This window comes from Aquibium oceanicum, from assembly GCF_001889605.1.
Classification (GTDB): Bacteria; Pseudomonadota; Alphaproteobacteria; order Rhizobiales; family Rhizobiaceae; genus Aquibium; species Aquibium oceanicum.
In genome coordinates this window covers 1,584,840-1,611,500 of record NZ_CP018171.1, presented here as the reverse complement: position 1 = coordinate 1,611,500, position 26,661 = coordinate 1,584,840, and the positions used below count along the sequence as shown (strand labels likewise).

General features: G+C 66.2%; 23 protein-coding genes. 16 read left to right on the top strand and 7 right to left on the bottom strand.

The window, feature by feature from the left end:
* The first annotated feature begins 675 nt into the window (after positions 1-675).
* From BSQ44_RS08015 to BSQ44_RS07975, 9 genes are all read left to right on the top strand, one after another.
* The gene (locus tag BSQ44_RS08015; RefSeq protein WP_072602847.1) at positions 676-2,325 is read left to right on the top strand and encodes a flavin-containing monooxygenase; all 1,650 of its coding nucleotides are present in this window, start codon (positions 676-678) and stop codon (positions 2,323-2,325) included.
* A complete protein-coding gene (locus BSQ44_RS08010; protein ID WP_335622623.1) occupies positions 2,322-3,992 on the top strand; it encodes a long-chain-fatty-acid--CoA ligase in 1,671 nt (556 codons plus the stop codon). Before BSQ44_RS08015 ends, BSQ44_RS08010 begins: the two co-directional genes overlap by 4 nt.
* Before the next feature lie 108 nt (positions 3,993-4,100).
* A complete protein-coding gene (locus BSQ44_RS26510) occupies positions 4,101-5,222 on the top strand; it encodes an acyl-CoA dehydrogenase family protein (protein WP_072602845.1) in 1,122 nt (373 codons plus the stop codon).
* Positions 5,223-5,237: 15 nt separating this feature from the next.
* On the top strand, positions 5,238-6,014 hold the full coding sequence (locus BSQ44_RS26505) for an enoyl-CoA hydratase/isomerase family protein (protein WP_072602843.1): 777 nt from the start codon (positions 5,238-5,240) through the stop codon (positions 6,012-6,014).
* Complete coding sequence (locus tag BSQ44_RS07995; RefSeq protein ID WP_072602841.1) at positions 6,014-7,177, top strand: acyl-CoA dehydrogenase family protein; 1,164 nt, start codon at positions 6,014-6,016, stop codon at positions 7,175-7,177. The genes BSQ44_RS26505 and BSQ44_RS07995 overlap by 1 nt, the downstream gene beginning before the upstream one ends.
* An 87-nt stretch (positions 7,178-7,264) precedes the next feature.
* A complete protein-coding gene (locus BSQ44_RS07990) occupies positions 7,265-8,017 on the top strand; it encodes an ABC transporter ATP-binding protein (protein WP_072607931.1) in 753 nt (250 codons plus the stop codon).
* The gene (locus BSQ44_RS07985; protein WP_072602838.1) at positions 8,010-8,756 is read left to right on the top strand and encodes an ABC transporter ATP-binding protein; all 747 of its coding nucleotides are present in this window, start codon (positions 8,010-8,012) and stop codon (positions 8,754-8,756) included. The genes BSQ44_RS07990 and BSQ44_RS07985 overlap by 8 nt, the downstream gene beginning before the upstream one ends.
* A gap of 3 nt (positions 8,757-8,759) precedes the next feature.
* Entirely contained in the window at positions 8,760-9,641 is an 882-nt protein-coding gene (locus BSQ44_RS07980) for a branched-chain amino acid ABC transporter permease (protein ID WP_072602836.1), read from the top strand.
* A complete protein-coding gene (locus BSQ44_RS07975; RefSeq protein ID WP_072602834.1) occupies positions 9,641-10,615 on the top strand; it encodes a branched-chain amino acid ABC transporter permease in 975 nt (324 codons plus the stop codon). The genes BSQ44_RS07980 and BSQ44_RS07975 overlap by 1 nt, the downstream gene beginning before the upstream one ends.
* 38 nt (positions 10,616-10,653) lie before the next feature.
* On the opposite strand, the gene BSQ44_RS07970 is transcribed toward BSQ44_RS07975, so the two are convergent.
* Positions 10,654-11,433 carry an IclR family transcriptional regulator gene (locus BSQ44_RS07970; RefSeq protein WP_072602832.1) on the bottom strand — a complete coding sequence of 260 codons (780 nt, stop codon included), beginning with the start codon at positions 11,431-11,433 and terminating at the stop codon, positions 10,654-10,656.
* Positions 11,434-11,798: 365 nt separating this feature from the next.
* On the opposite strand from BSQ44_RS07970, the gene BSQ44_RS07965 reads away from it, so the two are divergent.
* From BSQ44_RS07965 to BSQ44_RS07935, 7 genes are all read left to right on the top strand, one after another.
* Positions 11,799-12,575, top strand: coding sequence for a glucose 1-dehydrogenase (locus BSQ44_RS07965; RefSeq protein ID WP_210187926.1), 777 nt, complete (start codon positions 11,799-11,801; stop codon positions 12,573-12,575).
* An 84-nt stretch (positions 12,576-12,659) separates the two neighbouring features.
* Positions 12,660-13,883, top strand: a complete 1,224-nt coding sequence (locus BSQ44_RS07960) for an ABC transporter substrate-binding protein (RefSeq protein WP_072602830.1) — start codon at positions 12,660-12,662, stop codon at positions 13,881-13,883.
* Positions 13,884-13,952: 69 nt separating this feature from the next.
* Positions 13,953-14,870 (top strand): SMP-30/gluconolactonase/LRE family protein, encoded by a 918-nt coding sequence (locus tag BSQ44_RS07955; protein WP_072602828.1) that lies wholly within the window; start codon positions 13,953-13,955, stop codon positions 14,868-14,870.
* Entirely contained in the window at positions 14,855-16,969 is a 2,115-nt protein-coding gene (locus tag BSQ44_RS07950; RefSeq protein WP_072602826.1) for an acetate--CoA ligase family protein, read from the top strand. Before BSQ44_RS07955 ends, BSQ44_RS07950 begins: the two co-directional genes overlap by 16 nt.
* Before the next feature lie 18 nt (positions 16,970-16,987).
* Positions 16,988-17,521 (top strand): nuclear transport factor 2 family protein, encoded by a 534-nt coding sequence (locus tag BSQ44_RS27260; RefSeq protein WP_072602824.1) that lies wholly within the window; start codon positions 16,988-16,990, stop codon positions 17,519-17,521.
* 99 nt (positions 17,522-17,620) lie between these two features.
* The gene (locus BSQ44_RS07940) at positions 17,621-18,208 is read left to right on the top strand and encodes a flavin reductase family protein (RefSeq protein WP_083534574.1); all 588 of its coding nucleotides are present in this window, start codon (positions 17,621-17,623) and stop codon (positions 18,206-18,208) included.
* A 30-nt stretch (positions 18,209-18,238) separates the two neighbouring features.
* Positions 18,239-19,840 carry an SDR family oxidoreductase gene (locus BSQ44_RS07935; RefSeq protein ID WP_072602822.1) on the top strand — a complete coding sequence of 534 codons (1,602 nt, stop codon included), beginning with the start codon at positions 18,239-18,241 and terminating at the stop codon, positions 19,838-19,840.
* A 111-nt stretch (positions 19,841-19,951) separates the two neighbouring features.
* Here BSQ44_RS07935 and BSQ44_RS07930 read toward each other — a convergent pair whose 3' ends face one another.
* The 6 genes from BSQ44_RS07930 to BSQ44_RS07905 all read right to left on the bottom strand — a co-directional run bounded on the left by BSQ44_RS07930 (position 19,952) and on the right by BSQ44_RS07905 (position 26,661).
* Positions 19,952-20,383, bottom strand: coding sequence for a MarR family winged helix-turn-helix transcriptional regulator (locus BSQ44_RS07930; RefSeq protein ID WP_072602820.1), 432 nt, complete (start codon positions 20,381-20,383; stop codon positions 19,952-19,954).
* Positions 20,384-20,574: 191 nt separating this feature from the next.
* Positions 20,575-22,080, bottom strand: coding sequence for an FGGY-family carbohydrate kinase (locus BSQ44_RS07925; RefSeq protein WP_072602818.1), 1,506 nt, complete (start codon positions 22,078-22,080; stop codon positions 20,575-20,577).
* Positions 22,073-22,915 (bottom strand): class I fructose-bisphosphate aldolase, encoded by an 843-nt coding sequence (locus BSQ44_RS07920; protein WP_072602816.1) that lies wholly within the window; start codon positions 22,913-22,915, stop codon positions 22,073-22,075. Before BSQ44_RS07920 ends, BSQ44_RS07925 begins: the two co-directional genes overlap by 8 nt.
* Positions 22,906-24,639, bottom strand: coding sequence for a glycerol-3-phosphate dehydrogenase/oxidase (locus BSQ44_RS07915; RefSeq protein ID WP_072602814.1), 1,734 nt, complete (start codon positions 24,637-24,639; stop codon positions 22,906-22,908). The genes BSQ44_RS07920 and BSQ44_RS07915 overlap by 10 nt, the downstream gene beginning before the upstream one ends.
* Positions 24,640-24,695: 56 nt before the next feature.
* Entirely contained in the window at positions 24,696-25,691 is a 996-nt protein-coding gene (locus BSQ44_RS07910) for an aldo/keto reductase (protein WP_072602811.1), read from the bottom strand.
* Positions 25,681-26,661 carry a sugar-binding transcriptional regulator gene (locus tag BSQ44_RS07905; RefSeq protein WP_072602809.1) on the bottom strand — a complete coding sequence of 327 codons (981 nt, stop codon included), beginning with the start codon at positions 26,659-26,661 and terminating at the stop codon, positions 25,681-25,683. The genes BSQ44_RS07910 and BSQ44_RS07905 overlap by 11 nt, the downstream gene beginning before the upstream one ends.

Sequence of the window (26,661 nt, the reverse complement as noted above, 5' to 3'; positions counted from 1 at the left end):
TCTCCTTGAGAAGCTCACGCGCTGATCCGGCGCCGACGAAGACTTCTGTCGCGGAACAATCGGGTCTTCCGTCATCGGCGCGCCGCCACGCTGCGCGCCGAGAGGGGAGATATGGGCGATTGCGGCCTGCGCCCACCACAGTTCAAATGAAGGTCGCAGAAGCAGACCTCTGAATCTGTAGTCGGGACTCCCCTGCCGCAGCGAGACGAGGTGCCTGCCCATCTTTAGGAAGTTGGAGCCTGCCCAGATCCTTCCCATTGCCGGGAAGCGATCCACGCATCGGCGTCGTCTTCCAGGATCCGAAGCTACATCTGCGCAGGGCTGGCGCTGCCTCCAATCTTTGCGATCCCGGGCATGGCGATCTGCGCCGCCATCCACCCCGCGCGTCGCCAAATCGCGCCGAAGGGAATTCACATTCGTGAAACTTTCCTACCGGCTCTCGCAGTCGTTGACTTGTCGCCTCCAGGAAATGATCCTCCGTAGCAAGGCGTCGACGAGATCGGCAGCCTTGGAGGACACACGAAACATCTGTTGTTGCCGATCGAGGCTGCCTGTGGGGCGGTTGGAGGGTTTTTGCGCCCTGCAGCGGCCCGGCATGATGACCTGCTTCGAAGCACGCACTTACCCGAGCCGGCACGATTTGGCCCGCTCGGACACCGGACGGAGGATGCCGAAATGGCGCGAGCAGACCAATCACCCAGCAAAGGGACGGGTATCCGCAGGATCGACGTGATCGTGGTCGGGGCCGGCTTCGCGGGCATGTATGCCGTGTACCGGTTCCGCGAGATGGGAAAGCAGGTCGCCGGGATCGAGGCAGGCAGCGACGTCGGCGGCGTCTGGTACTGGAACCGCTATCCCGGCGCGCGCTGCGACCTGATGAGCGTCGACTACAGCTATGGCTTTTCCGAAGAGGTCCAGCAGGAGTGGACCTGGTCCGAACAGTTCGCCGCCCAGCCCGAAATTCTGGCCTACGCCAATTTCGTCGCCGACAGGCTCGACCTGCGCAAGCATTTCGCGTTCGACACGCGTGTCGTCAGCGCGGTCTGGGACGACGCCGGCCGCGTTTGGCGTGCCACCACGGATGGCGGCGAGATCCTGGAAGCGCCCTACTGCATCATGGCCACGGGGCCGCTCTCCGTTCCCAAGGATCCCGACATTCCGGGCATCGAACGCTTCAAAGGGCAACTCCTGCGCGCCCAGAGATGGCCGCACGAGCCGGTGGATTTGAGCGGCAAGCGCGTCGGTGTGATCGGTACGGGCTCGACCGGCATCCAGATAGTCCAGACGCTCGGGAAGGAAGCAGGCGAACTCTTCGTCTTCCAGCGCACGCCGAGCTACACGCTGCCCATGCGCAACCATGATCTTGATCCAGAATACATCGCCGAGATGAAGCGGCATTATCCCGCCATGCGCGAGGCGATGCGCAACAATCCCACGGGAGGCACCCGCCCCGTCTCGACGCGGCCGTTCTTCAGCCTTCCCCCCTCGCAGCGCCTGCAGGCGATGGAGCAGGCCTGGGAGAACGGCGGCCACACCTTCCTCGGCTCCTTCGCCGACTTGATGACCAACCAGGAGGCCAACGACCAGGTCGCGGATTTCGTGCGCGACAAGATCGGAAAGATCGTGAAGGACCCGGAGACCGCCGAGGCACTGAAGCCGAGGGGATATCCCATCTTCGCGCGTCGTGCCTGCCTCGATACCGAGTATTACGAGACCTACAACCGGCCCAACGTCCATCTGGTCGACTGCCTGAAGGCGCCGATCGTGGAGATCACCGAGAAAGGCGTCCGCACCGAAGCCGGCGAGACCGAGCTGGACATCCTCATCTTCGCGACGGGCTACGACGCGCTGACGGGCGCGCTGCTCGCCTTCGACGTGGTCGGCCGCAACGGTCTTTCCCTGAAGGAGAAATGGAAGAACGGACCGGTTTCCTATCTCGGGTTCCTGGTGGCGGGATTCCCGAACCTCTTCGCCCCGAGCGGCCCGAACGGTCCCGCCGCTCTCGCCAACCTGATCACCATCGCCGAACACGACGTGGACTGGATAGCCCAGACGATCACATACATGGAGCAGAACGGCATCGAGACCGCGGAAGCCACCGAAAAGGCCGAGGCCGCCTGGATGGAACTGGTAGCCCGGCTCGCCGAGCGCTCGCTGATCCGCAAGGCCAAGACCTGGTGGGTCGGCTCGAACGTCAAGGGCAAGCCGCAGGGCCTGACCATGTTCGTCGGCGGCTTCAACAAGTACCGGGATCTCTGCGTCGCCGCGGCCGACGGCTATGAGGGGATGTCGTTCGAGAAGACCCGCGAGAGTGCCGCGGCATGATGGAGGTTCGCGGATCCGCTCCCGAAGGCGCGGCCATGCTCGGGCTCATGCAGGACCGGCAGCTCTTGGTATCGGGGCTGATCGAGCATGCGGCGCGCTATCATCCCGACGTCGAGATCGTGAGCCGCACCTGCGAGGGGCCGATCGTGCGCACGAACTGGGCCGAGGTCCGTTCCCGCGCGGCGAAGCTCGCGAACGCTTTGCTCAGCATGGGCATCCGCCCCGGCGACCGCGTCGCCACCCTTGCCTGGAACACGCACCGGCATCTCGAACTCTATTTCGCCGTTTCCGGCATCGGCGCGGTGCTGCACACAGTCAATCCGAGGCTCTTCCCCGAGCAGATCGACTACATCCTGAACCACGCGGAAAGTCGCGTGCTGTTCTTCGACGTGACGTTTGCGGAACTCGTGTCGGATCTCCAGCCGAGGCTCGGCAAGGTCGAGCGGACAGTGGCGATGACCGATGAGGCGCACCTTCCGGACGCACCGGACGGAACGATCGCCTACGAGGCCCTCATCGAAGGCGAAACCGACGAGCTGGTCTGGCCCCAGTTCGACGAGCGCTCCGCGTCCTCGCTCTGCTACACATCCGGCACGACGGGCAATCCGAAGGGTGTTTTGTATTCGCACCGGTCGACGGTGCTCCATTCGTTCACGGCCTGCGCGGCGGACGGCCTCGGGCTTTCGAGCGCAGACAGCGTCCTGCTGGTCGTGCCGCTCTTCCACGTCAACGCATGGGGCGTTCCCTACGCGTCCGCGATGTGCGGCGCCAAGCTGGTGCTGCCGGGACCGAACCTCGACGGAAAGAGCCTTTTCGAACTCGCCGTATCAGAGGCCTGCAACTTCTCGCTCGGCGTCCCGACCGTCTGGCTCGGCTTCTTCAAGCATATCGACGAGACGCCCGGCCTCGATCTTTCCCGTCTGAAGCTGGAGCGCGTCGTCATCGGCGGATCGGCCGCGCCCCGCGCCATCATCGAACGGTTCCGGCGCGACTTCGGCGTCTTCGTCATCCATGCCTGGGGCATGAGCGAGACGAGCCCGCTGGCGACGATCGGCAACCTTCTGCCGAAGCATCGCGGCCTTTCCGAAGAGGAGCAGGTCGACGTGCAGGTCAGGCAGGGGCGTGCGATCTGCGGGGTGGAACTCAGAATCCGCGGCGAGAACGGCGAGCCGCTCCCCCACGACGGGTCGCAGGCCGGCGATCTGCTCGTGCGCGGTCCCTGGGTGGCTTCCGGCTATTTCAAGGGCGAAGGCGGCGACGTGCTCGACGCGGAGGGCTGGTTCGCGACCGGCGACGTCGCCAAGATCGATGCCGACGGCTACGTGCAACTGACCGACCGGTCCAAGGACGTCATCAAGTCCGGCGGCGAGTGGATATCGTCCATCGATCTCGAAAACGCGGCCGTCGCGCATCCGGACGTCGCGGAGGCGGCGGTGATCGGCGTGCATCATCCAAAATGGCAGGAACGGCCATTGATGATCGTCGTGCCGAAACCGGGAAAGACGCCGGGTCGCGACGAGCTGATGGCGTTCCTGTCGGTGCGGGTCGCGAAATGGTGGCTGCCCGACGACATCGTGTTTGCCGAGGAACTGCCACACACCGCGACGGGCAAGCTGCAGAAAACGAAGCTTCGCGAACAGTATGGAAGCCACGCCCTGCCCGGCTAGGTCTTCACATCCATGAAACCGATCCGCAGCGCGGTGTTTGCGTTGTACGAGGCGGCCCCATCGCCTACCGTTTCTTCAAGACGGCGATAGCCGCGCAAGGGAGGAAGAATGCCCCAGGCTCAACTCGACGATCCCGAGGGAACGCTCGCCATGCTGCGCGACAGCGTCGCGACGCTGGCCTCGCGATATCCCGGACCAGCATCCGTGCGTGCCAAGCGGGCCGCTGGAGGAGACCGCGACGCGGTGCTCTGGCAGGCCATGGCCGAAGCCGGCTGGACCGCGATCCTCCTGCCGGAGGAACTGGGCGGCGCGGGTCTCACGCTCGCCGAGCAGGTGGTCGTCAGCGAGGCGCTCGGACGCGCGCTGATCAGCGAGCCTGTGGCGATTTCGGCCGTTCTGTCTTCGCGCCTCCTTGCCGCGGCCGCACCGTCCGGGGAACGGGACCGTCTCGCAGCGGGTCTGGTTGACGGCAGTCTCGCTCTTGCGCCCGCCTGGATCGATGCGCCGGACCGCGCCATGACTGCGCAAACGGTGCGGGACGGTGGATTCTCGCTCTCCGGCACCAAGCGCCACGTCGATCTGGCACTTTCCGCCACGGACTTCCTGGTGACCGCAGACATGCCGGATGGCGTGGGACTGTTCGCGGTGCGCGCCGGCGGCCCAGGCATGTCGGTGGAAACGGCCGCCGGGGTCGACGGGGCCGTCATAGGCACGTTGCGCCTCGAACGGTGTGCGGTTCCGGCAGAGGCTCTGATCGCCTCGGCGCCGTCGCTCGACGATCTGATGGATGAGCCGATCGCCGCCGCGCGGGTCGGGCTGGCCGCGGAACTCGCCGGTATCGCCTCGCGCGCCGTGGAGATCACCATCGACTACACCAAGGGGCGCGTGCAGTTCGGGAAGCCGATCGCGAGCTTCCAGGTCATTCAGCATCGCCTCGTCGACATGTGGACCGACGCCGAATTCGCCTGCGCGGCCGTGGTCAATGCGGTCGAGACGCTCGCGCTCGGCGATGATCGCGCGGGGCGGATGGCCGTTCTCGCGGCCAAGGCACGCGCCGGCGACGCCGCCGTCTCGGTCTGTCGCCGCGCCGTGCATCTCCACGGCGCCATGGGATTTACCGACGAAAGCGACATCGGGCTCTACCTGAAGCGTGCCACCGGTCTCAACGCCACGCTCGGCCAGCCGGAGGACCTTCGGCTCCAATTCGTCAATCTGGAACGCGCCGCCTGAGGCGGGGAGGAAATCGTGCAGAACAAGCTCATCAAGGTGACGATCGAGGAGCGCATCGCGGTCGTCCAGCTCGACAATCCGCCGGTCAACGCCTACTCGCGCGACTTCTCCGACGAATTGATCGAGGTGTTCGACGAACTCAACGATACGCCGGAGGTGCGCTGCATCGTCATCACCGGCCGCGGAAAGATCTTCTCGGCTGGCGCCGACATCAAGAACCGGCAGGCGGTGGGTGACATCAAGGGCGAGACGTATCGCCATCTGCGCCGCACGCGCGAGGTGTCGAACTGCATCATGGAGTGCGGCAAGCCCGTCATCGCCGCCGTCAACGGCCCTGCGCTCGGCGCCGGCCTGGGTCCCGTCTATGCGGCCGATATCGTCCTGGCTTCCGACAACGCGGTGTTCGGGCTGCCCGAGATCGACATCGGCCTGATGGGGGGCGCGCGCCACACCATGACGATGTTTCCGAAGTCTCTCGCCCGGCGCATGATTCTGACCGGCTACCGCGCGCCCGCCGAGGAACTCTACCGGCGCGGCATAATCGAGGCCTGCGTGCCGCTCGAAAAGCTCATGGACGAAGCCATGGCGATGGCCCGCATCATCGCCGCGAAGAGCCCGAAGGCGCTCAGCCTCGCCAAGCGCGCCATCAACACGGTGGAACACATGCCGTTGCGCGACGGCTACCGCTTCGAGCAGAACCTGACGGTCGAGATGACGCGCCACGAGGATTCCAAGGAAGCCATGCGCGCCTTCGTCGAGAAGCGTCCGGCGGTCTTCAAGGATACGCTGTGATGGCTGCGCCAAAGGACTGGAACGCGCTGTCGGACGAAGCCTTCCGCGACGCCTTTCGCGATCTGGTCGAGCGGCGGCTCCCTGCCGAACTGCGCTTCATGCGCAAGCAGCGGCCGCTCTTCGACGAAGTGGCGGTGTGGTATCACGCGCTGGCCGAGGAAGGCTGGCTGGCACCGGTCTGGCCGGTGGAACATGGCGGCATGGGCCTCTCCCCGGCCAAGCACATGATCTATGTCGAGGAATGGGGCCGGCTCGGCTGTCCGCGCATCCCCGACCATGGCATCGGTCTGGTCGGGCCGCTTCTGTTGGAACACGGCACCGAGGAACAGAAGGCATACTACATGCCGCGCATCCTTTCGGGGGAGCACGTGTGGTGCCAGGGCTATTCGGAACCCGGTTCGGGTTCGGATCTGGCGAGCCTTCGGACGTCCGCGGTGCGCGACGGCGACGAGTTCATCGTCAACGGCCAGAAGATCTGGACCACGCTCGCCCACTGCGCCAACTGGATCTTCGCGCTCGTGCGCACGAGCCGCGACGAGAAAGTCCGGCAGAAGGGGATCACCGTCCTTCTCATCGACATGACGACGCCCGGCGTGACGGTCCGCCCGATCGCCAACCTGCGCGGCGAGACGGATTTCTGCGAAGTGTTCTTCGACGACGTACGCGTGCCGGTCGGCAACGTCGTGGGCGAGATCGATCAGGGCTGGAACGTCGCGAAATCCGTTCTCGGACACGAGCGGATCTTTCTCGGCGCGACCACCCGTCCCGAGATCGCCATGGAACGCCTGGAAAAACTCGCCCAAGCCAAGGGAGCGTTCTCGGATCCCGCCTTCCGTTCGCGCTATGCCCGGCACAGGCTCGACATCTACGATCTCGGCTCGGCTTTCGACCGCTTTGCGAAGGTGCTGCGCGAGGGCGGCGAACTCGGTGCCGACGTCTCCATGCTGAAGATCTTCACGACCGAACTCTATCAGCGCATCACCGAGGAAACGCTGACGCTCGCGGACGATGACGCCCGCTACTTCGACGACATAGACGCCGGCAACGGCAAGGTCGACGCGATGAACCTATTTCTGGATTCCCGCGCGCCGGCGATCTTCGGCGGATCGAACGAAATCCAGAAGAACATTCTTGCGAAGGCCGTGCTGAAACTGCCGAGTTGACAAGCGCCGCCGCGGGCGTGCGCGAGGGAGGAGACGATGGCGACGAATGCAGCAGTCGCGCCACCCGGCGCGAGGTCCGCCGCTGAAATCGCGGACAAGGCGCTGGTCGGCGAAGGCCTGACGAAGGTCTTCGGCGGCTTCGCGGCGGTGAAGGACGTGAACCTGTCGGTTAGGCGGGGATCCATCCATGCGCTGATCGGACCGAACGGTGCCGGCAAGACGACCTGCTTCAACCTTCTGACCAAGACGCTGACGCCTACCCGGGGACGCATCCTGCTCGACGGAGAGGACATCTCGCGCATGCGCACCTCCGAGGTCGCGCGGCGCGGGCTGGTCCGTTCCTTCCAGATCTCGGCGATCTTCCCGCATCTGACGGTGCTCGAGAACGTACGCGTCGCGCTGCAGTCCTCCTTCGGGACGGGCTACCACTTCTGGCGCTCGCTTCGGGCGGTCGCGCCGCTCAACCGGCGCGCCGAGGAGCTGCTCGAGCAGGTCGGCATCCAGGACAACCGCGACAGCCCGGCCGCAGCCTTGTCCTACGGCAAGAAGCGGGCGCTGGAGATCGCGACGACACTCGCGCTCGAGCCGCGCGTCATGCTTCTCGACGAGCCGACGGCGGGGATGGGACACGAAGACATCGAGCCTATCACCGACCTCATCAAGCGGGTGGCCGTCGGCCGCACCGTGCTGCTCGTGGAACACAATCTTTCGGTCGTCTCGACGCTGTGCGACCGGATCACCGTGCTGCAGCACGGAGAAGTGCTAGCGGAGGGCTCCTATAAGGACGTCTCCAACGATCCGCGCGTCGTCGAAGCCTACATGGGAGGCATCGATGAATAGCGGCGCTGAAACTCTCGCTCCGGCGGAGACCGGAACCGGCGAGACCCTTCTCGAGGTGAACGACCTGAGCGCGTGGTACGCCGAGTCGCGTGTCTTGCACGGCATGGCGTTCGACGTGCGGCCGGGCGAGCTCGTTACCCTCATCGGCCGCAACGGAGCCGGCAAGACGACCACGCTGCGCTCGATCGTCGGGCTCCTGCAAAAGAAGACCGGCGCGATCCGCTTCGAAGGTCGCGATCTCATCGGGATGCGCCCGTTCGAGATCGCACGCCTCGGCATCGGATACTGTCCCGAGGAGCGGGCGATCTTTTCCTCGCTCTCGGTCAAGGAAAACCTGTTCTTGCCGCCCGTGCTGAAGCCGGGCGGGATGACCGAGGCGGAAATCTTCGAGACCTTTCCCAATCTCCGGGCGCGGTCGGCTAGCCAGGGCACCAAGCTTTCGGGCGGCGAGCAGCAGATGCTGGCGATCGCACGCATCCTGCGCACCGGCGCGCGGCTGCTTCTCCTCGACGAGCCGAGCGAAGGCCTGGCGCCGGTGGTCGTCAAGGAGATCGGCGAGATCATCAGGAGGCTCAAGGCCAAGGGATTCACCATCATCCTCGTTGAACAGAACCTGCGCTTCGCCCGCCTCGTCGCCGACCGGCACGTCGTCGTCGAGAACGGCAAGGTGGTCGACCGCATGACCAACGCCGAGCTGGCAGCGGATATGAACCGCGTCAAATCCTATCTGGGAGTGTGAGCAATGTTCGATGGCATCAGCACGCAACTCCTGCTCGGACAGGTCCTGATCGGCCTGATCAACGGCTCCTTCTACGCCATGCTGTCCATGGGTCTCGTCATCATCTTCGGCATGATGCACGTCATCAACTTCACCCACGGCGCGCAGTACATGCTCGGAGCCTTCTGCGCCTGGCTCCTCCTGAACTATCTCGGTATCGGCTACTGGCCTTCGCTGGTCCTTGCGCCCTTCGCCGTCGCGCTCTTCGGCATCTTTCTCGAACGCGTGCTGTTGCGACCGCTGGCTGGTCTCGATCACCTCTACAGCCTGCTCGCCACCTACGCCGTCGCCCTGATCGTGGAGGGGCTGGTTCGGATCCAGTACGGTTCGACGGGGTTGCCCTACGACAACCCGATACCAGGCGGCGTCAATCTGGGCTTCATGTTCATGCCCTACTACCGCCTCTGGGTGGTGGCGTTTTCGGTCGTCACCTGCGTGGGCACGTGGCTCTTGATCGACCACACCAAGCTCGGCGCCTACCTGCGCGCGGCCAACGAGAACCCGCAGATCGTGCAGACCTTCGGCATCAACGTGCCCAAGCTGATGACGCTGACATACGGGTTCGGCGTGGGGCTCGCCGGTCTCTGCGGCGTGCTGGCGGCACCGATCTACCAGGTCTCGCCCTCGATGGGTTCGAGCCTGATGATCGTCGTCTTCGCGGTCGTCGTCATCGGCGGCATGGGCTCGATCATCGGGGCCGTCGCGACGGGCTACATGCTCGGCATCGTGGAAGGCCTGACGAAGGTCTTTTATCCAGAAGCCGCGAGCGTTGTGATCTTCCTGTTCATGACGGTGGCGCTCTATCTGCGCCCGCAAGGCATCTTCAGCGGACGGGAGGCCAACTGATGAGACTTTCGCTCTTCGCCGCCCTGATCGCGGTCCCGCTACTCCTCGTCGCGCCCTTCTACTTCTACTCCGTCACGCTCATGACGATCCTGTGCTTCGTCGTCTTCGCCTGCTCGTTCAACCTGCTGCTCGGCTATTCGGGCCTGCTGTGCTTCGGGCATGCGATGTTTTTCGGCGGCGCCGCCTACATCACCGGCCACCTGCTCAAGACGACGCCGCTCTCGCTCGAACTGGCAATCCTGTGCGGCGGCATCTTCAGCGGCCTGCTGGGCCTGGTCATCGGCATGCTGGCGATCCGCCGGCAGGGTATTCAGTTCGCGATGATCACGCTCGCCTTCTCGCAGTTCGTCTACTTCATCTTCCTGCAGTCGTCCTTCACGGGCGGCGAGGACGGAATGCAGGCCATCCCGCGGAACGCCCTTTTCGGCTTGTTCGACGTGTCGGACAATTCGGTTTTCTACTATGTGGTGCTCGCGGTGACGCTGGTCTGCGTCTTCGTCTACTACCGCATCGTCCATTCGCCCTATGGCGAGGTGCTGAAGGCCGTCCGGGACAACCAGCCGCGTGTGGAGTCGCTCGGCTTCGATCCCGAGCGCGTCAAGCTTCTCGCCTTCGTGCTGTCGGCCACGATGGCCGGCATCGCCGGCGGCATGAAGGCGACCGTCTATCAGTTCGCCACGCTTACGGACGCATCCTGGCCGATCTCGGCCGAGGTGATCCTGATGACGCTGCTTGGCGGCCTCGGCACGTTGACGGGCCCGATCTTCGGGGCGGGCATCATCATCATGCTGAACGACTATCTCGCCGGCTTCGGCGAATGGGCATTGATCAGCCAGGGCGTGATCCTGCTGGTGGTGATCGTCTTCTTCCGCCGCGGTTTCGTCGGCGAGCTCGACGCGCTTGCGCGCTATTTGCGCGGCCGCAGGGCCGCAACGGCCACCATCGACGCCAACAAGCCCGTCCAGACGGTCTGACCCTCCGGACGCCGCGGTCTTCGGGCGGAACGGCCCGTTCAGAACTCGATGTCGATCGGCTGGTCGAACGGGTCGGTCGGCGCGACCGACCGGGCCGCGCGCTGGAGGATGGCGAGGTAGCGCTCGCGGTTCTGCCGGACACGCTCGGCAGCGCCACCCACGCCGATCGTGGCTGGCTGGTTCTGGATCGTGATCGGCAGAAGCACGCAGACCGTGCCGCCGCCGAGGAACGGGACATTCTCCGTCCAGGCGTAGCCCTGCTGCCGGATCTCGCGCACCCGCTCCATCATGTCGGAAACCTTGACGCGATCGGCTGCCCTGGGCGTCGCGATGTTGGCGCGGCGCACCGTGTTGTCGATCTTGTCGTCGGACATGGTGGATAGCAGGAGCCAGCCGACGGCCGACTGCGTGAGCGGACGCAGCGTGCCTTCGTCCACGTGGAAGCGAAGCGCGTGCACCGACTGGATGATCTTGACGTACTGCAGATAGACATCGTTGCGCGTGTTGATCGAGGCGGTTTCGCCCGTCGCGGCGTGCACGTCCCGCAAGGCTTCCAGCACCCTCCCCGTTCCGAACAGCGCACGCGGCACCCAGTCTCCCAGCGCGGTCACCTTGGGGGTCGGGAAATAAAGCCTCTCCTTGCGATCGAAGTTGAGATAGCCCAGCGTGACGAGCGTCTTGAGGAGCACGGTGGTGCTCGACTGCGGATATCCGAGAGCGAGCGCAATCTCCGACATCGCGCGCGGCTGCCTGAACAGCTTGAAGTACTCGAGTATCTCGATGGCCCGCGTCGCGGACTTCACCTGGGAATTCTGCATCGAACGCTCCTCCCAGCGATCGTCATTTTCAAGAATGTGAAACTGCTCGCTACGTAGGAATTGCTTCTGGCCTCACCGCACTGCGCATGACAAGTTGCCTCTCGTCAAGACCGGACACCATCCGGTCCTGGGAGGAAGGAAAAGACGGGCGCCCCAGGGCGAGCCCGCTTCGGGAGGAAACCGGGCCGTACCGCCCGGGTTGCCTGGAACCTTCGATAGATGTTGGACGGCGGAAAAAACGCATGTCGGATCTTTCGCGCGCATCGCGAAAGGGGAAGCGTTTGATCGCGCCGTCGGGCTGACGGTTTCGAGCCAGGCCAAAGCAGCTTTGGCAGCGTTTTGGAAACCGTCCGGGTGGAACAGGAATGCTTGAAAGGACGCGCATGTCGGGGCGGCTTGAAGGTCTAGTGGCGCTGGTCACGGGAGGAGGACGGGGGATCGGTCGCGCCATCTCCGAAACCTTTGCTCGCGAAGGCGCCGCGGTGGGCGTCCTCGACCTCAAGCCCGAAATCTCGAGTGAAGCGGCCGACGCCATCAAGAACGCCGGCGGAAACGCGATCCCGCTGGTCGGGAACGTCGCCAACCGCACCGATGTCTTCGCCGCAGCCGCGGCGCTGTCCGATGCCTTTGGTCCCGTCACGGTGCTCGTCAACAACGCCATGTGGAACCGCTACGGCTCCCTGCTCGAGCAGGACGAGACCACGGTCGGCCGCATGATCGACGTCGGGTTCAAGGGCGTCGTGTGGGGATATCAGGCCGTGGTTCCGCAGATGCGGGATGCCGGAGGCGGATCGATCATCAACATCGCATCCCCGGCCGCACTCATCGCGCTGCGTCACGGCATCATGTACAGCGCCGTCAAGGCCGCCGTTCAAGCCTCGACACGATCGGCCGCGGCGGAGTTCGGCCCCATGAACATCCGCGTCAACGCCATCGCGCCGGGATCGACGCGCACCGATGGCGCCAACCGCGTCGTGGACGAGGACGGCTGGGAGCGGCGCAGGCAGAAGGTGCCGCTCGGACGGCTCGGCGAACCGCAGGACGTGGCCAACGCGGCGCTCTTCCTCGCCAGCGCGGAGTCGGCGTGGGTGAGCGGCGACATGATGCTGGTCGACGGCGCCATGACATTCGCGTTTTCGTGAGATCTGCCGGCGCGATGCGCCGGATGTGCAACCCGCTTCCGGCGCGGTGGAGATAGTCCGGAGATCAAAGTGGAGGAAAATGACATGAAGAAGATCAGGGGTTTCGCGGCCTTCGCCGCAGTGCTCGCAGGCACAACGGCGCTGGCATCGGCAGCGCTGGCGCAGGGCATCTCGGGCGACGTGATCAAGATCGGCATCATGGCCGACCAGTCCGGCCCCTACGCCGACAACGGCGGCCCGGGCTCCGTCGAGGCCGCCCGCATGGCGATCGAGGATTTCGGCGGTGAGATCGACGGAAAGAAGATCGAGCTCGTCATTGCCGACGACCAGAACAAGCCCGACATCGGCGCGGCCATCGCGCAGAAGTGGGTCGACGAGGAAGGCGTGGACGCCATCGTCGGCGGTTCCGCCTCCTCCATCGCGCTCGCCGTGCAGACGATGATGGCCGAGAAGAAGAAGCCCTACATGCTGGCGGGAACGGCCTCGTCCTCGCTCACCAACGATGCCTGCACGCCGTACAGCATGCAGTGGGTGCTCGACACCTATTCGCTGCCCAAGGCGACGGCGAAATCGCTGGTGGAAGCAGGCGAGGACACCTGGTTCTTCATCACCGTCGACTACACCTTCGGCAAGCAGTGGCAGGCCGATACGACGAAGTTCATCGAGGATGCCGGCGGCAAGGTCGTGGGTTCGGTCCTGCATCCGCTGAATTCGAACGACTTCTCGTCCTACCTGCTGCAGGCGCAGGCCAGCGGCGCGAAGGTGATCGCGCTGGCCAACTCCGGCTCCGACTTCGCCAACGTGATCAAGCAGGCGCAGGAGTTCGGCATCACGGCCGCCGGCCAGAAACTCGCCCCGCTCGGCGTTCAGATCAATCAGGTCCACGGCATCGGGCTGCAGGTGGCGCAGGGCCTGCAGATCGTCACGCCCTTCTACTGGGACTACAATGACGAGACGCGCGAGTTCGGTGAGCGCTTCCGCGAGCGCTTCCGGGGCCGCACGCCGAACGAGACGATGGCCGGCACATACAGCGCGGTCAACCACTACCTCAAGGCCGTCAAGTCCACCGGCACGGACGACGGCGAGGCGGTCGTCAAGGCCATGCACGAAACGCCGGTCAACGACTTCGAGATGAAGGATGTGACCATCCGCGCCGACGGCCAGGTGATGCGGCCCATGTACGCCGCCACCATCAAGAGCCCGGACGAGTCCAAGAGCGACTACGACTACTACACCATCACCGGCGTCGTCCCGGCCGCAGATGCCTGGCGCCCGGTATCCGAGAGCAACTGCGCGTTGCTCAAGTAAGCCTCCCAAGGCTCGCGGGGTGGAGGGGCAATCCCCTCCGCCCCTCCCTTTTCACCGGCCGGCCCGCACATGACGATCAACTGCTCCCTCGTCTCCGAGACGCCGGACCTCCTCGGCGAAAGCCCCGTCTGGGATCATGACAACAAGCGGCTCTACTGGGTCGACGGCGTGTCGCGCGTCATCCGTTGCCATGTTCCGGGTTCCGGCGCGTTCGAGGCCTGGACCACGCCCTCGATGGTCGGTTCGATCGCGCTCGGCAAAGGCGGAACGCTTGTCGTGGGGCTGGTCGACGGAATCTATCTGCTCGACCTTGCCACCGGTGGTTTCGAGCCGCTGATGATACCGGAACCTGTCGACCGGAAGGTCCGCTTCAACGACGGCAAGAACGACCGCTACGGTCGGTTCCTGTGCGGCACGATGGGCATCAACGCCGATCCGCTCGGCAAGCTGTGGCGGGTCGACCGCGACGGCCGCTCCAGCATTTTCGCCACCGGAATCCGCATTTTCAATTCGCTGTGTTTCAGCCCCGATGGACGGACGATGTATTTCTCCGACAGCCTCGATCGCACGATCCGGGCTTTTTCCTATGGTCCGGGCGATACAGAGATCGGCGATCCGCGAATTCTCGTCGACACCGACGTGTTCGATTCGGGTCCCGACGGCGCGACAGTGGACGCGGAGGGCTGCCTCTGGGTCTGCCTCGTCCAGGTCGGGAAGATCGCCCGCTTCACGCCGCGCGGGAAACTCGACCGCCTGATCGACGCGCCGACGGACATGCCTTCCTGCGTGGCCTTCGGCGGCGACGACCTCTCGACGCTTTATGTCACCTCGATCAAGGATTCAGGATCGGGCCGCGCCATTTCGCGCCACCCGCAGGGCGGATGCCTCTACGCCATCGGGGGGCTGGGCGTCCGCGGCCTCCCGGAAGCACGTTTCGGAATCCCCCTTCTCGAGGAGGACGGGAGCGACCGATGCTCGAGCGAATGAACTCCCTCGCCCCGCTCCTGGCACCGAATTCGGTCGCGCTGATCGGCGCCTCCGACGATCCCCAGCGCATCGGCGGCCGTCCGCTGCGCTATCTTCGCGAAGCCGGGTTCGCCGGCACCGTCTTTCCGGTGAATCCCCGGCGCGACACGGTGCAGGGATTGCGCAGCTATGCCTCGGTGGCTGACCTGCCCGAGACGCCTGACGTCGCGATCCTCGCGGTCCCCGCCGCCGGAACGCTGGACGCCGTGCGCGCCTGCGCGGCGCGCAAGGTCAAGGCTGCGATCGTCTTTTCGGCCGGGTTCGCGGAGGCCGACGACGCGGGCCGTGCCCTGCAGGAGGAGATGACCGGCATCGCCCGCGAAAGCGGCATGCGGCTTCTCGGTCCGAATTGCCTCGGCGTCTTCAGTCCCGCGACCGGCTGGTACGGCACCTTTTCGGCCATGCTCGACGGGACGCTCATGCAGCCCGGCCCGGTCGGTATCGTCTCGCAGAGCGGCGCCTACGGCTCGCACATCGCGCACCTGGCGCGGCAGCGGGGCATGGGCATCGGCAAGTTCATCACCACCGGCAATGAATGCGACATCGACGTGGCCGAGGCGCTGCGCTGGACGGTGGAGCAGCCCGACATCAACGTCGTGATGGCCTATGCCGAAGGCATCCGGAACCGCGATGTCTTTCTCGATGCGCTCCATGTTGCGCAGAAGCGGGAAAAGGCGATCGTCTTCATGAAGGTCGGCCGCTCCGAAGTCGGTGCTCACGCGGTCAGTTCCCATACCGCCGCGCTTGCCGGTTCAGACGCCGTCTTCGACGCCGTCTTCCGGCAGTACGGTGTCTGGCGCGCCCGCACCACGGCCGAACAGCTGGACGTTGCCCAGGCATGCGCCCGCGGTGTCTATCCCAAGAGCAACAGGATCGGCATCTTCACGCTGTCGGGCGGCTTCGGCATCCAGATGGCAGACGACGCGGAAGCGGCGGGCCTCGACGTCGCGCCGATGCCGGAGGACGCGCAGCGGAAACTCAAGGCCATGCTGCCCTACGCCTCTCCGCGCAATCCGGTTGATGCCACCGCGCAGGCTCTCACCGACCTGCCGTTGATGACGAGCTACGTGGCGGCGATGCTCGAAAAGGGCGGCTACGACTTCTTCACCGGCATCTTCGGAAGCGGCCCGGCGAGCCCCACCTTCGCTCATCGGTTGCGCGAAATGCTGGAGACGGCTTCCCGCTCGTCGGCATCCACGATCATGTCGCTCACCATGTCGGCGCCGCCTGAAATCGTTCGGTCCTACGAAGCACATGGCTTCATTGTGAACGAGGACGGCACCGCGCTCATGACCGCCCTTGGCGCGCTGGTTCATTTCCGCGAGAGCTTCGACCGCGCCAGGCAGAAGGAAAGCGACGCCCCGCTCCCCGCGCCCGCGACGCTCGGCGCGGGCCCGCTCGGCGAACACCAGGCCAAGACAATCCTCTCCGCAGCGGGCATCCGCTTTCCCGCCGAGGCGCTCGCGGGTCCCGGAGACGACGTCGGCGCGGTGGCGGTATCCATCGGCTTTCCCTGCGTGATCAAGATCGCCTCGCCCGACATCGCTCACAAGACCGAGATCGGCGGCGTCGCCATCGGCGTCGCGGACGAAGCCGAGGCGCGCGCGAAGGGAGCGGCGATCCTCGCACGCGCGGCCGAGCACCGGCCGGACGCCCAGATCGACGGCCTCCTCGTCTCGCCGATGATATCGGGCGGTGTCGAGGTGATCGCGGGCGTGTCGATCGACCCCTCGTTCGGTCCCGTGGTCATGTTCGGGCTAGGCGGCATATTCGTCGAGGTCCTGAAGGACGTGACCTTCCGGGCCGCGCCCTTCGATGTCTCCGAAGCGCACCGGATGATCCGGGAGATTCGAGGATATCCCGTGCTGGAAGGCGCTCGCGGAGCACCGCCTGCCGACATCGATGCGCTGGCCGACATGCTGTCGGCACTGTCGCGTTTTGCCGCCGCCAACGAACGGTGCCTCGACAGCGTCGATCTCAATCCCGTGCGCGTGTTCGAGGCCGGCAAGGGCGTCGTGGCGCTCGACGCCCTGATCGTGACGCGCAGTTCCACCCCGTGAACGACGGAGGACCAGGCTTTGGACGAGGCTAAACTCATCGAACTTCTCGACCGCGAGGCGATCCGCGACTGCATCTACCGCTATTGCCGCGGCATCGACCGGGCCGACGAGGCTGCGTTGCGCGGCTCGTACTGGGAGGACGCGCATGATTGCCACGGGGCCTATGACGGTCCCGCAGAAGGGTTCATCCGCCATGCGCTCGAAGTCTTCAAGAGCGGGCCACGCAATGTGCACCAGGTGGCCAACATCCTGATCGAATTCGCGAGATCCGACTTAGCGGCCGTGGAAAGCTATTTCACCGCACTCCAGCGCGGGCCCGACGCCACAGGCGTGGTGCGGCAATTCCTGCTCGCGGGACGCTACTGCGACCGCTTCGAGAAGCGCGCCGGCGAATGGCGGGTTGCCCGGCGCACGGTCGTCTACGACTGGGTTGAGGAGCAGTCGCCCCCGGTGGCAGACGAAGCGACACGCTTCGGTCCGCGCCAACCGATCGGCGCGCCATCGCCGGACGATCCCGTCTATGCGCTACTCGCCGAAATCTCGCCGGGCTGAGCGTCACATCGACTATGGGAGCGCCCGCCGCTCCCAACTCATCAAAGCGGTCCCCGGACCGGCATCCGATCACAATGCGAGCGACGGAGAGGCGGTGCAATGTCTTCCCCCCGGCCAGGGCGACCGGACGCAAAGGGCCGCCGCGCACCGAAGCGGCCGGATGGCGGGACTGCACGGCATGGCGGCGACGGGCATCTGCCGGCCGTGGGCGAACGCGAATTCAAGTCCGCCATGCGGCAGGTGGCGAGCGCAGTATTCGTGCTTACCGCGCGATCCGGCGAGGAGGCGAACGGGTTGACGGCGGCGTCGCTCTGCCCGGTTTCCACCGAGCCGCCGCTCGTGCTGGTCAGCCTCAACCGGGACTCGGCGGCCGAACGCCTGATCGCGGAAAGCGGCGCATTCGCGATCAACTTCCTGACCGAGGAACAGCACCGGATCGCGCGCCTCTTCACGGGAACGGAAGCCACGCCCGAGGAACGCTTCGCCGAAGGCGGCTGGGACCGGCTCGTCACCGGAGCGCCGGTGCTCGACGGCGCTCTGGCCACGTTCGATTGCCAGGTCGAGAAGCAGATTTCGCACGGCACCCATACGATCGTCTTCGGCAGGGTCGTCGCAGCCTTGTCGCTCGACGAGGAAGGCCTGATCTGGCGCGACGGATCTTTCCGCCGCCTCGCGCCCGTCGTCTGAAGCGGCAAGCAGTCCGCAAGGGAGAACGCCATGGAAGATACCGGAAGGGTGGTCGTCGTCACGGGTGCGGCCGGCGGGATCGGCCGGGCGCTGGTCGAGCTTTTCGCCGCCGACGGAGACCGCGTGGTGGCGGTCGATCTGGCCGGCACGGACGTGGCAGAGGTCGCGGCCTCGCTCGGGCCGCAACACGTCGGACTGGCTTGCGACGTCTCGAGCGAAGCCGACATACTCGCGCTCTTCGCGCAGATTGATGAGCGGTTCGGCCGGATCGACGTGCTCGTCAACAACGCCGCCATGGGGCCGACGATGGCGCCCACGATCGAGACGGGGCTCGATGCCTTCCGCAAGGCGATCGGCGTCAATATGGTCGGACCTTTCATGATGGCCCGCGAAGCCGCGAGGCGGATGAAACCGGGCGGCGCGATCGTCAACACCGCCTCGCTGGCTGGCGTCCTCGGCAATCCGCGCCGCAACGCCTACGCCGCCTCAAAGGCCGGGTTGATCTCGCTCACCAAATCGCTCGCCTGCGAATGGGCGGCCCGCGGCCTCCGGGTCAACGCGGTGGCGCCCGGCTATGTCCGCACGCCGATGGTCGCGGAGCTCGAGCGGCTCGGGAAGGCCGATCTCGCGGCGGTTCGCAGGCGCGTCCCGATGGGCCGCATGGGCCGCCCCGACGAGATCGCCCAGGCACTGCGGTTTCTGGCGTCGGACCGGGCCCGCTACGCCACCGGGTCTGTGCTCGCCGTCGACGGCGGCTGGGCCTCCTTCAACCAGCCGGGCGATGCGCATCCGCCGGTTGACGGAACTCCGGCGGAGGAACTCGAGCGACCCGACCTCCCGCATGACGGGCGCATCGTGGTGGTGACGGGCGCCGCCCGCGGCATCGGCGAGGCGATGGTGCACGCCTTCGCCGCAAACGGCGATACGGTGGTGGCGCTCGATCAGGATAGTGCGGGCGCGCTGGCGGTCGCGAATTCGCTCGGTTCGCCGCATCTCGCGCTGGCCCTCGACGTGACCTCGGAGGAGCGCGTCGTCGAGGCATTCGCGACGATCCGTTCGCACTTCGGTCGCATCGACATAATGGTCAACAATGCGGCGATCGCCGATCAATTCAAGCCGGGGCTCGACCAGTCGCCGCGCGACCTGGAGGCAGTGCTGGACGTGAACCTGGCGGGAAGCTTCCTTTGCAGCCGCGAGGCGCTGAAGGCGATGCGTCCGGGCGCGATGATCCTGAACGTCGGTTCGATCAACACCTTCCTGCCCTTCGCGCCGCGGCACGCCTATGGTGCGTCGAAAGCGGGGATTGACATCCTCACCCGCTGCATGGCGGCCGAACTTGCCCCGTCCGGAATCCGGACCGCAACCATCGCCCCGGGCTACATCCGGACGCCGGGGGTGGCGGAACTCGAACGCGCAGGCCGGATCGACACGCCCGCGATCCGGCGCCGCATCCCGATGGGAGACCTTGGCCTGCCCGAAGACATCGCCGATGCAGCCCTGTTCCTCGTCTCGCCGGAGGCATCCTACGTGAACGGCTCGATCCTCTACGTCGATGGCGGATGGACCTCGTTCGGCAATGCAGGCAATGCGAGCGTGCACGAAGACAATATGGCGACCGAGGCGGCGGAGTAGCAAACAGCGCACGGCAACCGGGACGCCTCCGCCAATCCGGGGCGGAGACTGGCCGATGCCCGGGACGGTACGGTTCGCCGGCGATCCCCGGCGCGGTGTTCCGGCGTCGGTTCAACCCCGCCCCGCCACCACCGCCTTTCGGGCAAGCGCGATGAACGCTTCGTATTCGGCATCGTCGAGGCCGGGAAGAATCTCCTTCTGCAGCCGTTCCACCACCGGCTCGAGCGCAGCGAGGGTCGCTTCACCTTCCCCCGTCAGGGCCAATTCGCGCGAGCGCTTATCCCGGTCGCTGACGATGCGCGTCACCAACTCCTTCTGGACCAGCCGGTCGGCCACCGCGCCGACGGTCGCGCGATCCTTGCCGATCGCCTGCGCAAGGCCGGCTTGGTCGATGCCCGGACTGTGCCGAAGAGCGTCGAGCGCGGCGAACTGCACCGGGGTCAGATCGTATCCCGCCTCGCGCACTCTCTGGAGAAAGACCTGCGTCGAGAGCTGATGCAGCCGGCGGATCAGATGCCCCGGCATGCTGGAGCTAACTTGCATCGAGCCTTCCCCGTTCTTCCCCTCGCCGGCGCAGATTTGCCGGGCGCTTGCAGCGAAGGCCAGTAAAGAACATTCCAATGCCGTCGGCCACTCTCTCCCGGCCGGCGTGCCACGAGTTCACGGCCACCGTCCGCCTCGTCGCAGACGGCAGAATTGGCGCGACAATAGTCTGCCGGGCGTCACCCGGCTGGTCACTGGCCCGCGAGTTCGTGCCACAGCGGATCGACGGCGCGGGTGAGCCGCGTCCAGATCGCGTATCGGCGATCGTGGTAGGCGCGCATTGTCGGATCGGGATCGTAGTTCCGCGCCGCATGGGTCATGGCTTTCACAGCGGCATCGACGTCGGAATGGATACCCGCTCCCACGGCCGCGCCGATCGCCGCGCCCAGCGCCCCGGTTTCCTCGGCCTGCGCCACCGAGACCGGGATCCCGAGCACGTCGGCGAAGATCTGCGGCCAATGCGGCGAGCGGGCGCCGCCGCCCGACAGCGTCGCCTGCGAAGAGGTCACGCCTGCCTGGGCGAGCACCTCGACATGGCGCCGATGCTCGAACGTCACGCCTTCCATCACCGCGCGCAGCATGTGGCCTTCCCCATGCCAGCCGGCGAGCCCGAAAAAGCCGCCGCGCTGGTGGGCGCCGAGGCGGCCGCCATAGAGGAATGGGTGGAACAGCGGATCGTCGGGAGCGGGGCTCACGGTCGCGACCGCGGCATTGACGACGCCGAACGGATCGTCGTGATGGCCGCCGCGCTCGACCAGCGTGCGCACGTACCATTCGAGATTGGCGGCGGACGTCGCGCTGTTTTCCATGTTTGCGAAGAGCTTTTCTCCGACCGCCGAAACCATGAAGACGCGGTCGTCGCGGACCGGCCGGGTCGAGAAGACCTGGTTGATGGACCAGCTTCCGGCGACGATCGAGACCGTTCCCGGGCTTCCCGCGCCCGCGCCGAGAGCCGAGGCGATGACGTCGAAGTAGCCGGCGACGACGGGTGTTCCCTCGGCGAGCCCCGTCGCCTCCGCGGCTTTCCGCGTCACCGCGCCGACGACATCCACGGGCGCATGGAGCGGCGGCAGGAGGTCGCGCGCGTCCTCCAGTCCGTAGAGTGCGAGCAGGTCCGTGTCGTATTCGGCCTCGGGCAGGCGCAGCAGCCCTGCGCCGGACATGTCGGAGATGTCGCTGGCGGGGGCCTCCGTCAGGCTCGTGGTGAGCACGTCCTTGGCGAAGAGCAATGTCCCGGCCCGGTGATAAATCTCGGGGCGGTGACGCTTCAGCCAGGCGAGCAGCACCGGCGTCTGCGACGGCCACGGCCGCTGGAGGCAGATCGCGTGAAGCTCCTTTCCCACCGCCGCATCGAGTTCGGCCGCGAGTGCTGCCGCGCGCATGTCCAGCGACTGGATGCCGATCAGTGGCTCGCGGTCGCGGTCCAGGAGATAGAGCCCATTGCCGTGGCCGGCAGTGCCGATCGCTGCGATCGCGCCGGGATCGATGGCGGCGGTGGCGAGGCAGCCGGCGATCGCCGTGCGTGCATTCTCCCAGAGCTCCGGGACGGAACGCTCGACCATGCCGGCAGCGGGCTTGTGCGTGGCCCCGTCGATGCCGTGGGCGGCGATCTGCTGGCCCGTCGCGTCGAACAGCACCGCCTTGATGACGGTGTTGCCCGCGTCGAGCCCGAGCAGATAGGGACCGCCTTCAGCCACGGCCGTAGACGTCCCAGGCCTCGGCGCCGTCGGCCCCGCGATGGATGATCGCCATCAGCGCGTCGACCACCGCCTTCGGGTTGGCATGCTGATAGATGTTGCGGCCGTAGACCATGCCGTGTGCCCCCTGGTGCATCAGTTCGGCGGACTTGCCTAGCACCGCCTTCAGGTCCTCCTTGCCGCCGCCGCGCACCAGCACGGGCACGCGCGCAGCCTCGACGACGCGGTGGAAGTCCTGCGGATCGTCGGTCGGATCGGCCTTGATGATGTCGGCCCCCATCTCGGAGGCGAGGCGCACCAGCGTGACGATCTTGTCGGCGTCGCCGTCGACCTGATAGCCGCCGCGCACCTCGTTGGGCAGCATCACCAGCGGCTCGATCATCAGCGGCATGCCGTAGCGATGGCAGTCCGCCCGCACCCGGCTGATGTTTTCCACGCACTGCCGGAAGAGTTCCGGCTCGTCGGGCAGCATGAAAAGGTTCACGACCACGCAGGCCGCATCCATCTCCAGCGCGCCGACTATCGGCTCTTCGTGATTCTGCAGCATCGACCACATGGAGCGGTGGCGCTGGGCATTGTAGGGATTGCCCATGTCGATGCGCATGACCAGCGACGGCTTGTCCTTCTCGGGCCGGTTCTGCAGGAGGTCCGCCTGTCCGTAGGTCATCTGGATGGCGTCGGGTTTCGCCCGGATCAGCGTGTCGACCACGCCTGGCATGTCCTCCAGCCCGACCAGGAAGCCCGGTTCGTTGCAGACACCGTGATCGACCGCCACATCGAGGCATCGGCCGTTGGTGAACATCCGGTTCATGCGGGCCTTGGTGCTCAATCGCATACGTCACTCCTGTCGCTGGTTCTTCGTTCGAGCATCTCGCGCGAGACGCCGTGATAATCGGCGAGGTCGCGGACGAACGTAGCGATTTCCGATCTCCGCCGCTCCTCGCTCCAGCCGAGCTCGGCCGCCATGATCGAGGCGACCTCCTCGATGATTGCCGCCGACACCTCGCCGCGGATCGCCAGCGGCGTGCGCCGCAACAGCATGTCCTCGAGCCGCACGACGTATTCGCTGCGTGTGAGGAAGACGATCTCGGCGGCGGTAATCGGGCAACCGGGAACGAGCGTGGTGTCGTCGTGGCGGCCGAGGCAGAAGGCAAGCACGTCGCGGGCCTTCGTGCCGTATACATCGGCCAGATGCGCCGCGCGGGCGGCGCCTATGCCGTGGCGCGCCGCGAGTTCCGCCTCGAGGTCGGCGACGTCCTTCGGGAAGTCCGCGCCGCCGCCGATCGCAAGATCGATTGTATCGCGCGCTCGCCGATGTCGCAGTTCCTCCAGCACGATGTCGGCCGTCTGCTCGGCAAAGGCACGGAAGGTCGTCCACTTGCCGCCGACCATGCAGAACTGCGGTACGGGGCCGGCGAGCCGATGGACGAAATGGCCGCGCGAGATCCGTCCGGTGAAGGCGTGGTCGCTCTTCGGAAGGGGCCGGATGCCGCTGTAGCTGAACACGATGTCGGCCGGCGTCACCTCGATGCCGGGAAAGACCTCGCGAACCGCGCCGAGAATGTAGTCGCGTTCCTCCGGCTCGCAGCGCACGCGCGCGGCCTTGTCGACGCGGATGTCGGTCGAACCGGCGAGCACCTTGCCGAGGTAGGGAAAGACGATGCAGACGCGGCCGTCGCCGTTCTCGAAATAGATCATGTGGCCGCCGAGCGCTTCATGCAGTGGCGGGCAATCGAGGATCAGGTGCGATCCCTTCGTGCCGGAGATGAAGGCGTGCGCCGCCGCCTCCGATTCGGATAGCTTTTCGAGCGCCTCGTCGAGCCAGGCGCCTGTGGCGTTGACGATGGCGCGGGTGGTGACCGGCAGGACGGCGCCCCCGACCGCATCCGTCACCACGAAGCCGCCATCGCCCGAACGCGACAGCTCGGCGTGGTTCAGTGTGACGCAGCCCGGCGCCAGCCGCGCGGTGTCGAGCAGAAGTTCCACCCCCAGACGCTCGGGATGGCTGATCCAGGCATCGTGGTAGGTTGCGGAAAATCGCCGCCGCCTGGTCAGCGCAGGCCAGAGCCGCATCGTCTCGCGCGCGCCGCGGAAGCGGTGCTTCGGCATCAGGCGCCGGTGCCGGGTCGTCCAGTCGTAGAGCAGGAGCCCCAGCTTGATCGGCAAGGCGCCGCGGCTGGCCGGCTTGCCCGACAGACCGAGGAACGCCGCCGCGCCGTTCAGGAGGCCCGAGAACACGCCGTCGATTGGGATCGTCGTGGGCAGCGGGCGAACCATGTGCGGCGCGTTGGACAGCAGCGCGTCGCGCTCGCGCAGCGACTCCCGCACGAGGTCGAACTCGCCATTCTCGAGATAGCGCAGCCCGCCGTGGATCATACGCGACGGCGCGGCGCTGCATCCCGAGCAGAAATCCCGTCGCTCGACGAGGAGCACGCGCAGACCCTGCAGGGCCAGTTCGCGGTAGACCCCGATGCCGTTGATGCCGCCGCCGATCACGACGACGTCGAACGCGCCGTCGCGGCGCAGCTGTTCGAGGATGTCGTCTCTTTGTCCGGGCATGGCTCGTCGTTCGCCGTCGGGGACGGCGTCGTTCCTTCTTCTCTCGGGTTCGGCGATCAGGCGTCGAGTTCGATCAGATGTCGCGTCGCTGCCTCGCTGATGGTCTTGATCTCCTCGTCGGAAAGCCGGATGCGACCCGCCCGGGCATTCTCCCGCGCCTGCCCCGGATCGCGCGCGCCGCACAGCGCGAAGGTGATGCCTGGCTGACGGATCGTCCATGCGATGACGATCTGCGCGGGTGTCGCCTCATGCGCCTTCGCCAGCGGCCCTATCTCGGCCATCAGGCGCGCGACCTTCTGGCGGTTGGCGATGGAGAAGCGCGGATTGTCCTTGCGCTGGTCGTCTCCGGTGAACACCCGTTCGGGCCCGATGCGACCGGTGAGTAGCCCGAGCGCCAGTGAAGAGTAGGAGAGCGTGGAAATGCCGTGGCGGGCGCAGACCGGCAGGAGCGTGCGCTCGATGTCACGCTTGACCATGCTGTACTCTTCCTGGATCGCGTCCAGGCCGCCCACGGCGACATAGGCGTCGAGGTCGCCCACCGACAGGTTGCTGGCGCCGATCGAGCGGATCTTGCCTTGCCGCTTCAGGTCTTTCAGCGCTTCCATCGTCTCGGCGACCGGCGTCGTCGGGTCCTGCCAGTGGGTGATGTAGTGGTCGATGTAGTCGGTCCCGAGCCGCTTCAGGCTCTGCTCGACTTCGTGGAAGATGGATTCGCGGCCGAGATGGCGGTGCACGGGCCGGCCGTCATAGTCGAAAAAGTGATTGCCCTTCGTGGTATGCCAAACCAGGCCGCATTTGGTGGCGAGCACGACCTCGTCGCGGCCCCCCCTGATCGCCTTGCCGACGATCTCTTCCGACAGTCCCTGCCCGTAGGCGGGTGCCGTGTCGATCAGCGTGATGCCTTCCCCGATCGCCGATTGGATGGCCGCGACGGATTGCGCCTCGTCGGTCCCGCCCCACATCCAGCCGCCGATGGCCCAGGTTCCCAGGCCAACGGCGGAGGCCTCGACCCCCGAACCGCCGATCTCGCGGGTAAGCATTTCATGCGACATTCTGCATAGGCTCCATGGTCTGAAGGACGGCGCCCGCCGTCTCTTCGTCGAGGATCAGCGTGTCGAGAAAGCGGCCGTTGAGCGCGGCGCGGATGGGCAGCACCTTCTCTGGGCCGGCCGCCACGCCAATGGTCCGGGGGCACCGGGCGAGTTCGGCCGGTTCGAGCGCGACGAGACGCGAATTCAGGGGATGGTCGGCGACCTTGCCGTCCTCGCGGATCAGATGCGCCAGGAACTCGCCGCGCACGCCGCTCTTGACCAGTTCGTCGCGATCGAGGTTCGGCAGGGGGTGGAGGTCGTAGTAGCTCGACCCCGGCGTCGCGATGGAGCCGATGCCGACGAGCGCGATCGCCGCCTTGCGTGCGAGATCGAGCACGTCGCGGATGGACGCCATCTCCATCAGAGTGTCGCGCTGCTGGCGGCTCTCGGCGAAGAGGGGCGCGTGCAGGAGCATCGAACGTCCACCCAGCCGTTCGGCCAGCCGCGTCGCGAGATGGTTCACGTCGGTGTAGAACTTGCCCTGCACCCCGCCGGTCAGCGGCACGACGGTGACGTCGAAGCTGCGTTCGGGCTGCATGTTCTGGACCACGGCACTGATCGCCTTGCCGCCGGTAATGGCGATCACGTCGCCGTCGCGCAGGGTTTCGAGCAACTGGTTGGCGGCGGCACGGCCGACCTGCTGCAAGGTCGTGTCGGGACTGCCGGAGACCGTCGGCGTGACGATGGCGCCCGAGAGGCCGTCCACGGCCGTCAGTTGCTTTTCCAGGTCGACCAGGCCCTGGAACGGGCTCTCGATGGCGATCCGCACCATGCCGAGCTTGCGGCCCTGGGAAATCAGCCGGTTGACCTTGGAGGCCGACAGGTTCATCGCCTGCGCGATGTCGGACTGCTTCATGCCGTCCACGAAGTGCAGCATGAGCACCGTGTAGATCTGCCGGATCGCCTCGAAGTCGTCCTTGTTGTCCGCCAT

Coding starts and splice junctions, on each gene's coding strand:
- BSQ44_RS07975 (WP_072602834.1), top strand. CDS start 9,641: ATGAGACTTTCGCTCTTCGCCGCCCTGATCGCGGTCCCGCTACTCCTC.
- BSQ44_RS07905 (WP_072602809.1), bottom strand. CDS start 26,661: ATGGCGGACAACAAGGACGACTTCGAGGCGATCCGGCAGATCTACACG.
- BSQ44_RS26510 (WP_072602845.1), top strand. CDS start 4,101: ATGCCCCAGGCTCAACTCGACGATCCCGAGGGAACGCTCGCCATGCTG.
- BSQ44_RS07940 (WP_083534574.1), top strand. CDS start 17,621: ATGTCTTCCCCCCGGCCAGGGCGACCGGACGCAAAGGGCCGCCGCGCA.
- BSQ44_RS07970 (WP_072602832.1), bottom strand. CDS start 11,433: ATGCAGAATTCCCAGGTGAAGTCCGCGACGCGGGCCATCGAGATACTC.
- BSQ44_RS07935 (WP_072602822.1), top strand. CDS start 18,239: ATGGAAGATACCGGAAGGGTGGTCGTCGTCACGGGTGCGGCCGGCGGG.
- BSQ44_RS07950 (WP_072602826.1), top strand. CDS start 14,855: ATGCTCGAGCGAATGAACTCCCTCGCCCCGCTCCTGGCACCGAATTCG.
- BSQ44_RS07960 (WP_072602830.1), top strand. CDS start 12,660: ATGAAGAAGATCAGGGGTTTCGCGGCCTTCGCCGCAGTGCTCGCAGGC.
- BSQ44_RS07955 (WP_072602828.1), top strand. CDS start 13,953: ATGACGATCAACTGCTCCCTCGTCTCCGAGACGCCGGACCTCCTCGGC.
- BSQ44_RS07920 (WP_072602816.1), bottom strand. CDS start 22,915: ATGCGATTGAGCACCAAGGCCCGCATGAACCGGATGTTCACCAACGGC.
- BSQ44_RS08015 (WP_072602847.1), top strand. CDS start 676: ATGGCGCGAGCAGACCAATCACCCAGCAAAGGGACGGGTATCCGCAGG.
- BSQ44_RS07980 (WP_072602836.1), top strand. CDS start 8,760: ATGTTCGATGGCATCAGCACGCAACTCCTGCTCGGACAGGTCCTGATC.
- BSQ44_RS07995 (WP_072602841.1), top strand. CDS start 6,014: ATGGCTGCGCCAAAGGACTGGAACGCGCTGTCGGACGAAGCCTTCCGC.
- BSQ44_RS07965 (WP_210187926.1), top strand. CDS start 11,799: ATGCTTGAAAGGACGCGCATGTCGGGGCGGCTTGAAGGTCTAGTGGCG.
- BSQ44_RS07985 (WP_072602838.1), top strand. CDS start 8,010: ATGAATAGCGGCGCTGAAACTCTCGCTCCGGCGGAGACCGGAACCGGC.
- BSQ44_RS08010 (WP_335622623.1), top strand. CDS start 2,322: ATGATGGAGGTTCGCGGATCCGCTCCCGAAGGCGCGGCCATGCTCGGG.
- BSQ44_RS07910 (WP_072602811.1), bottom strand. CDS start 25,691: ATGTCGCATGAAATGCTTACCCGCGAGATCGGCGGTTCGGGGGTCGAG.
- BSQ44_RS07915 (WP_072602814.1), bottom strand. CDS start 24,639: ATGCCCGGACAAAGAGACGACATCCTCGAACAGCTGCGCCGCGACGGC.
- BSQ44_RS07930 (WP_072602820.1), bottom strand. CDS start 20,383: ATGCAAGTTAGCTCCAGCATGCCGGGGCATCTGATCCGCCGGCTGCAT.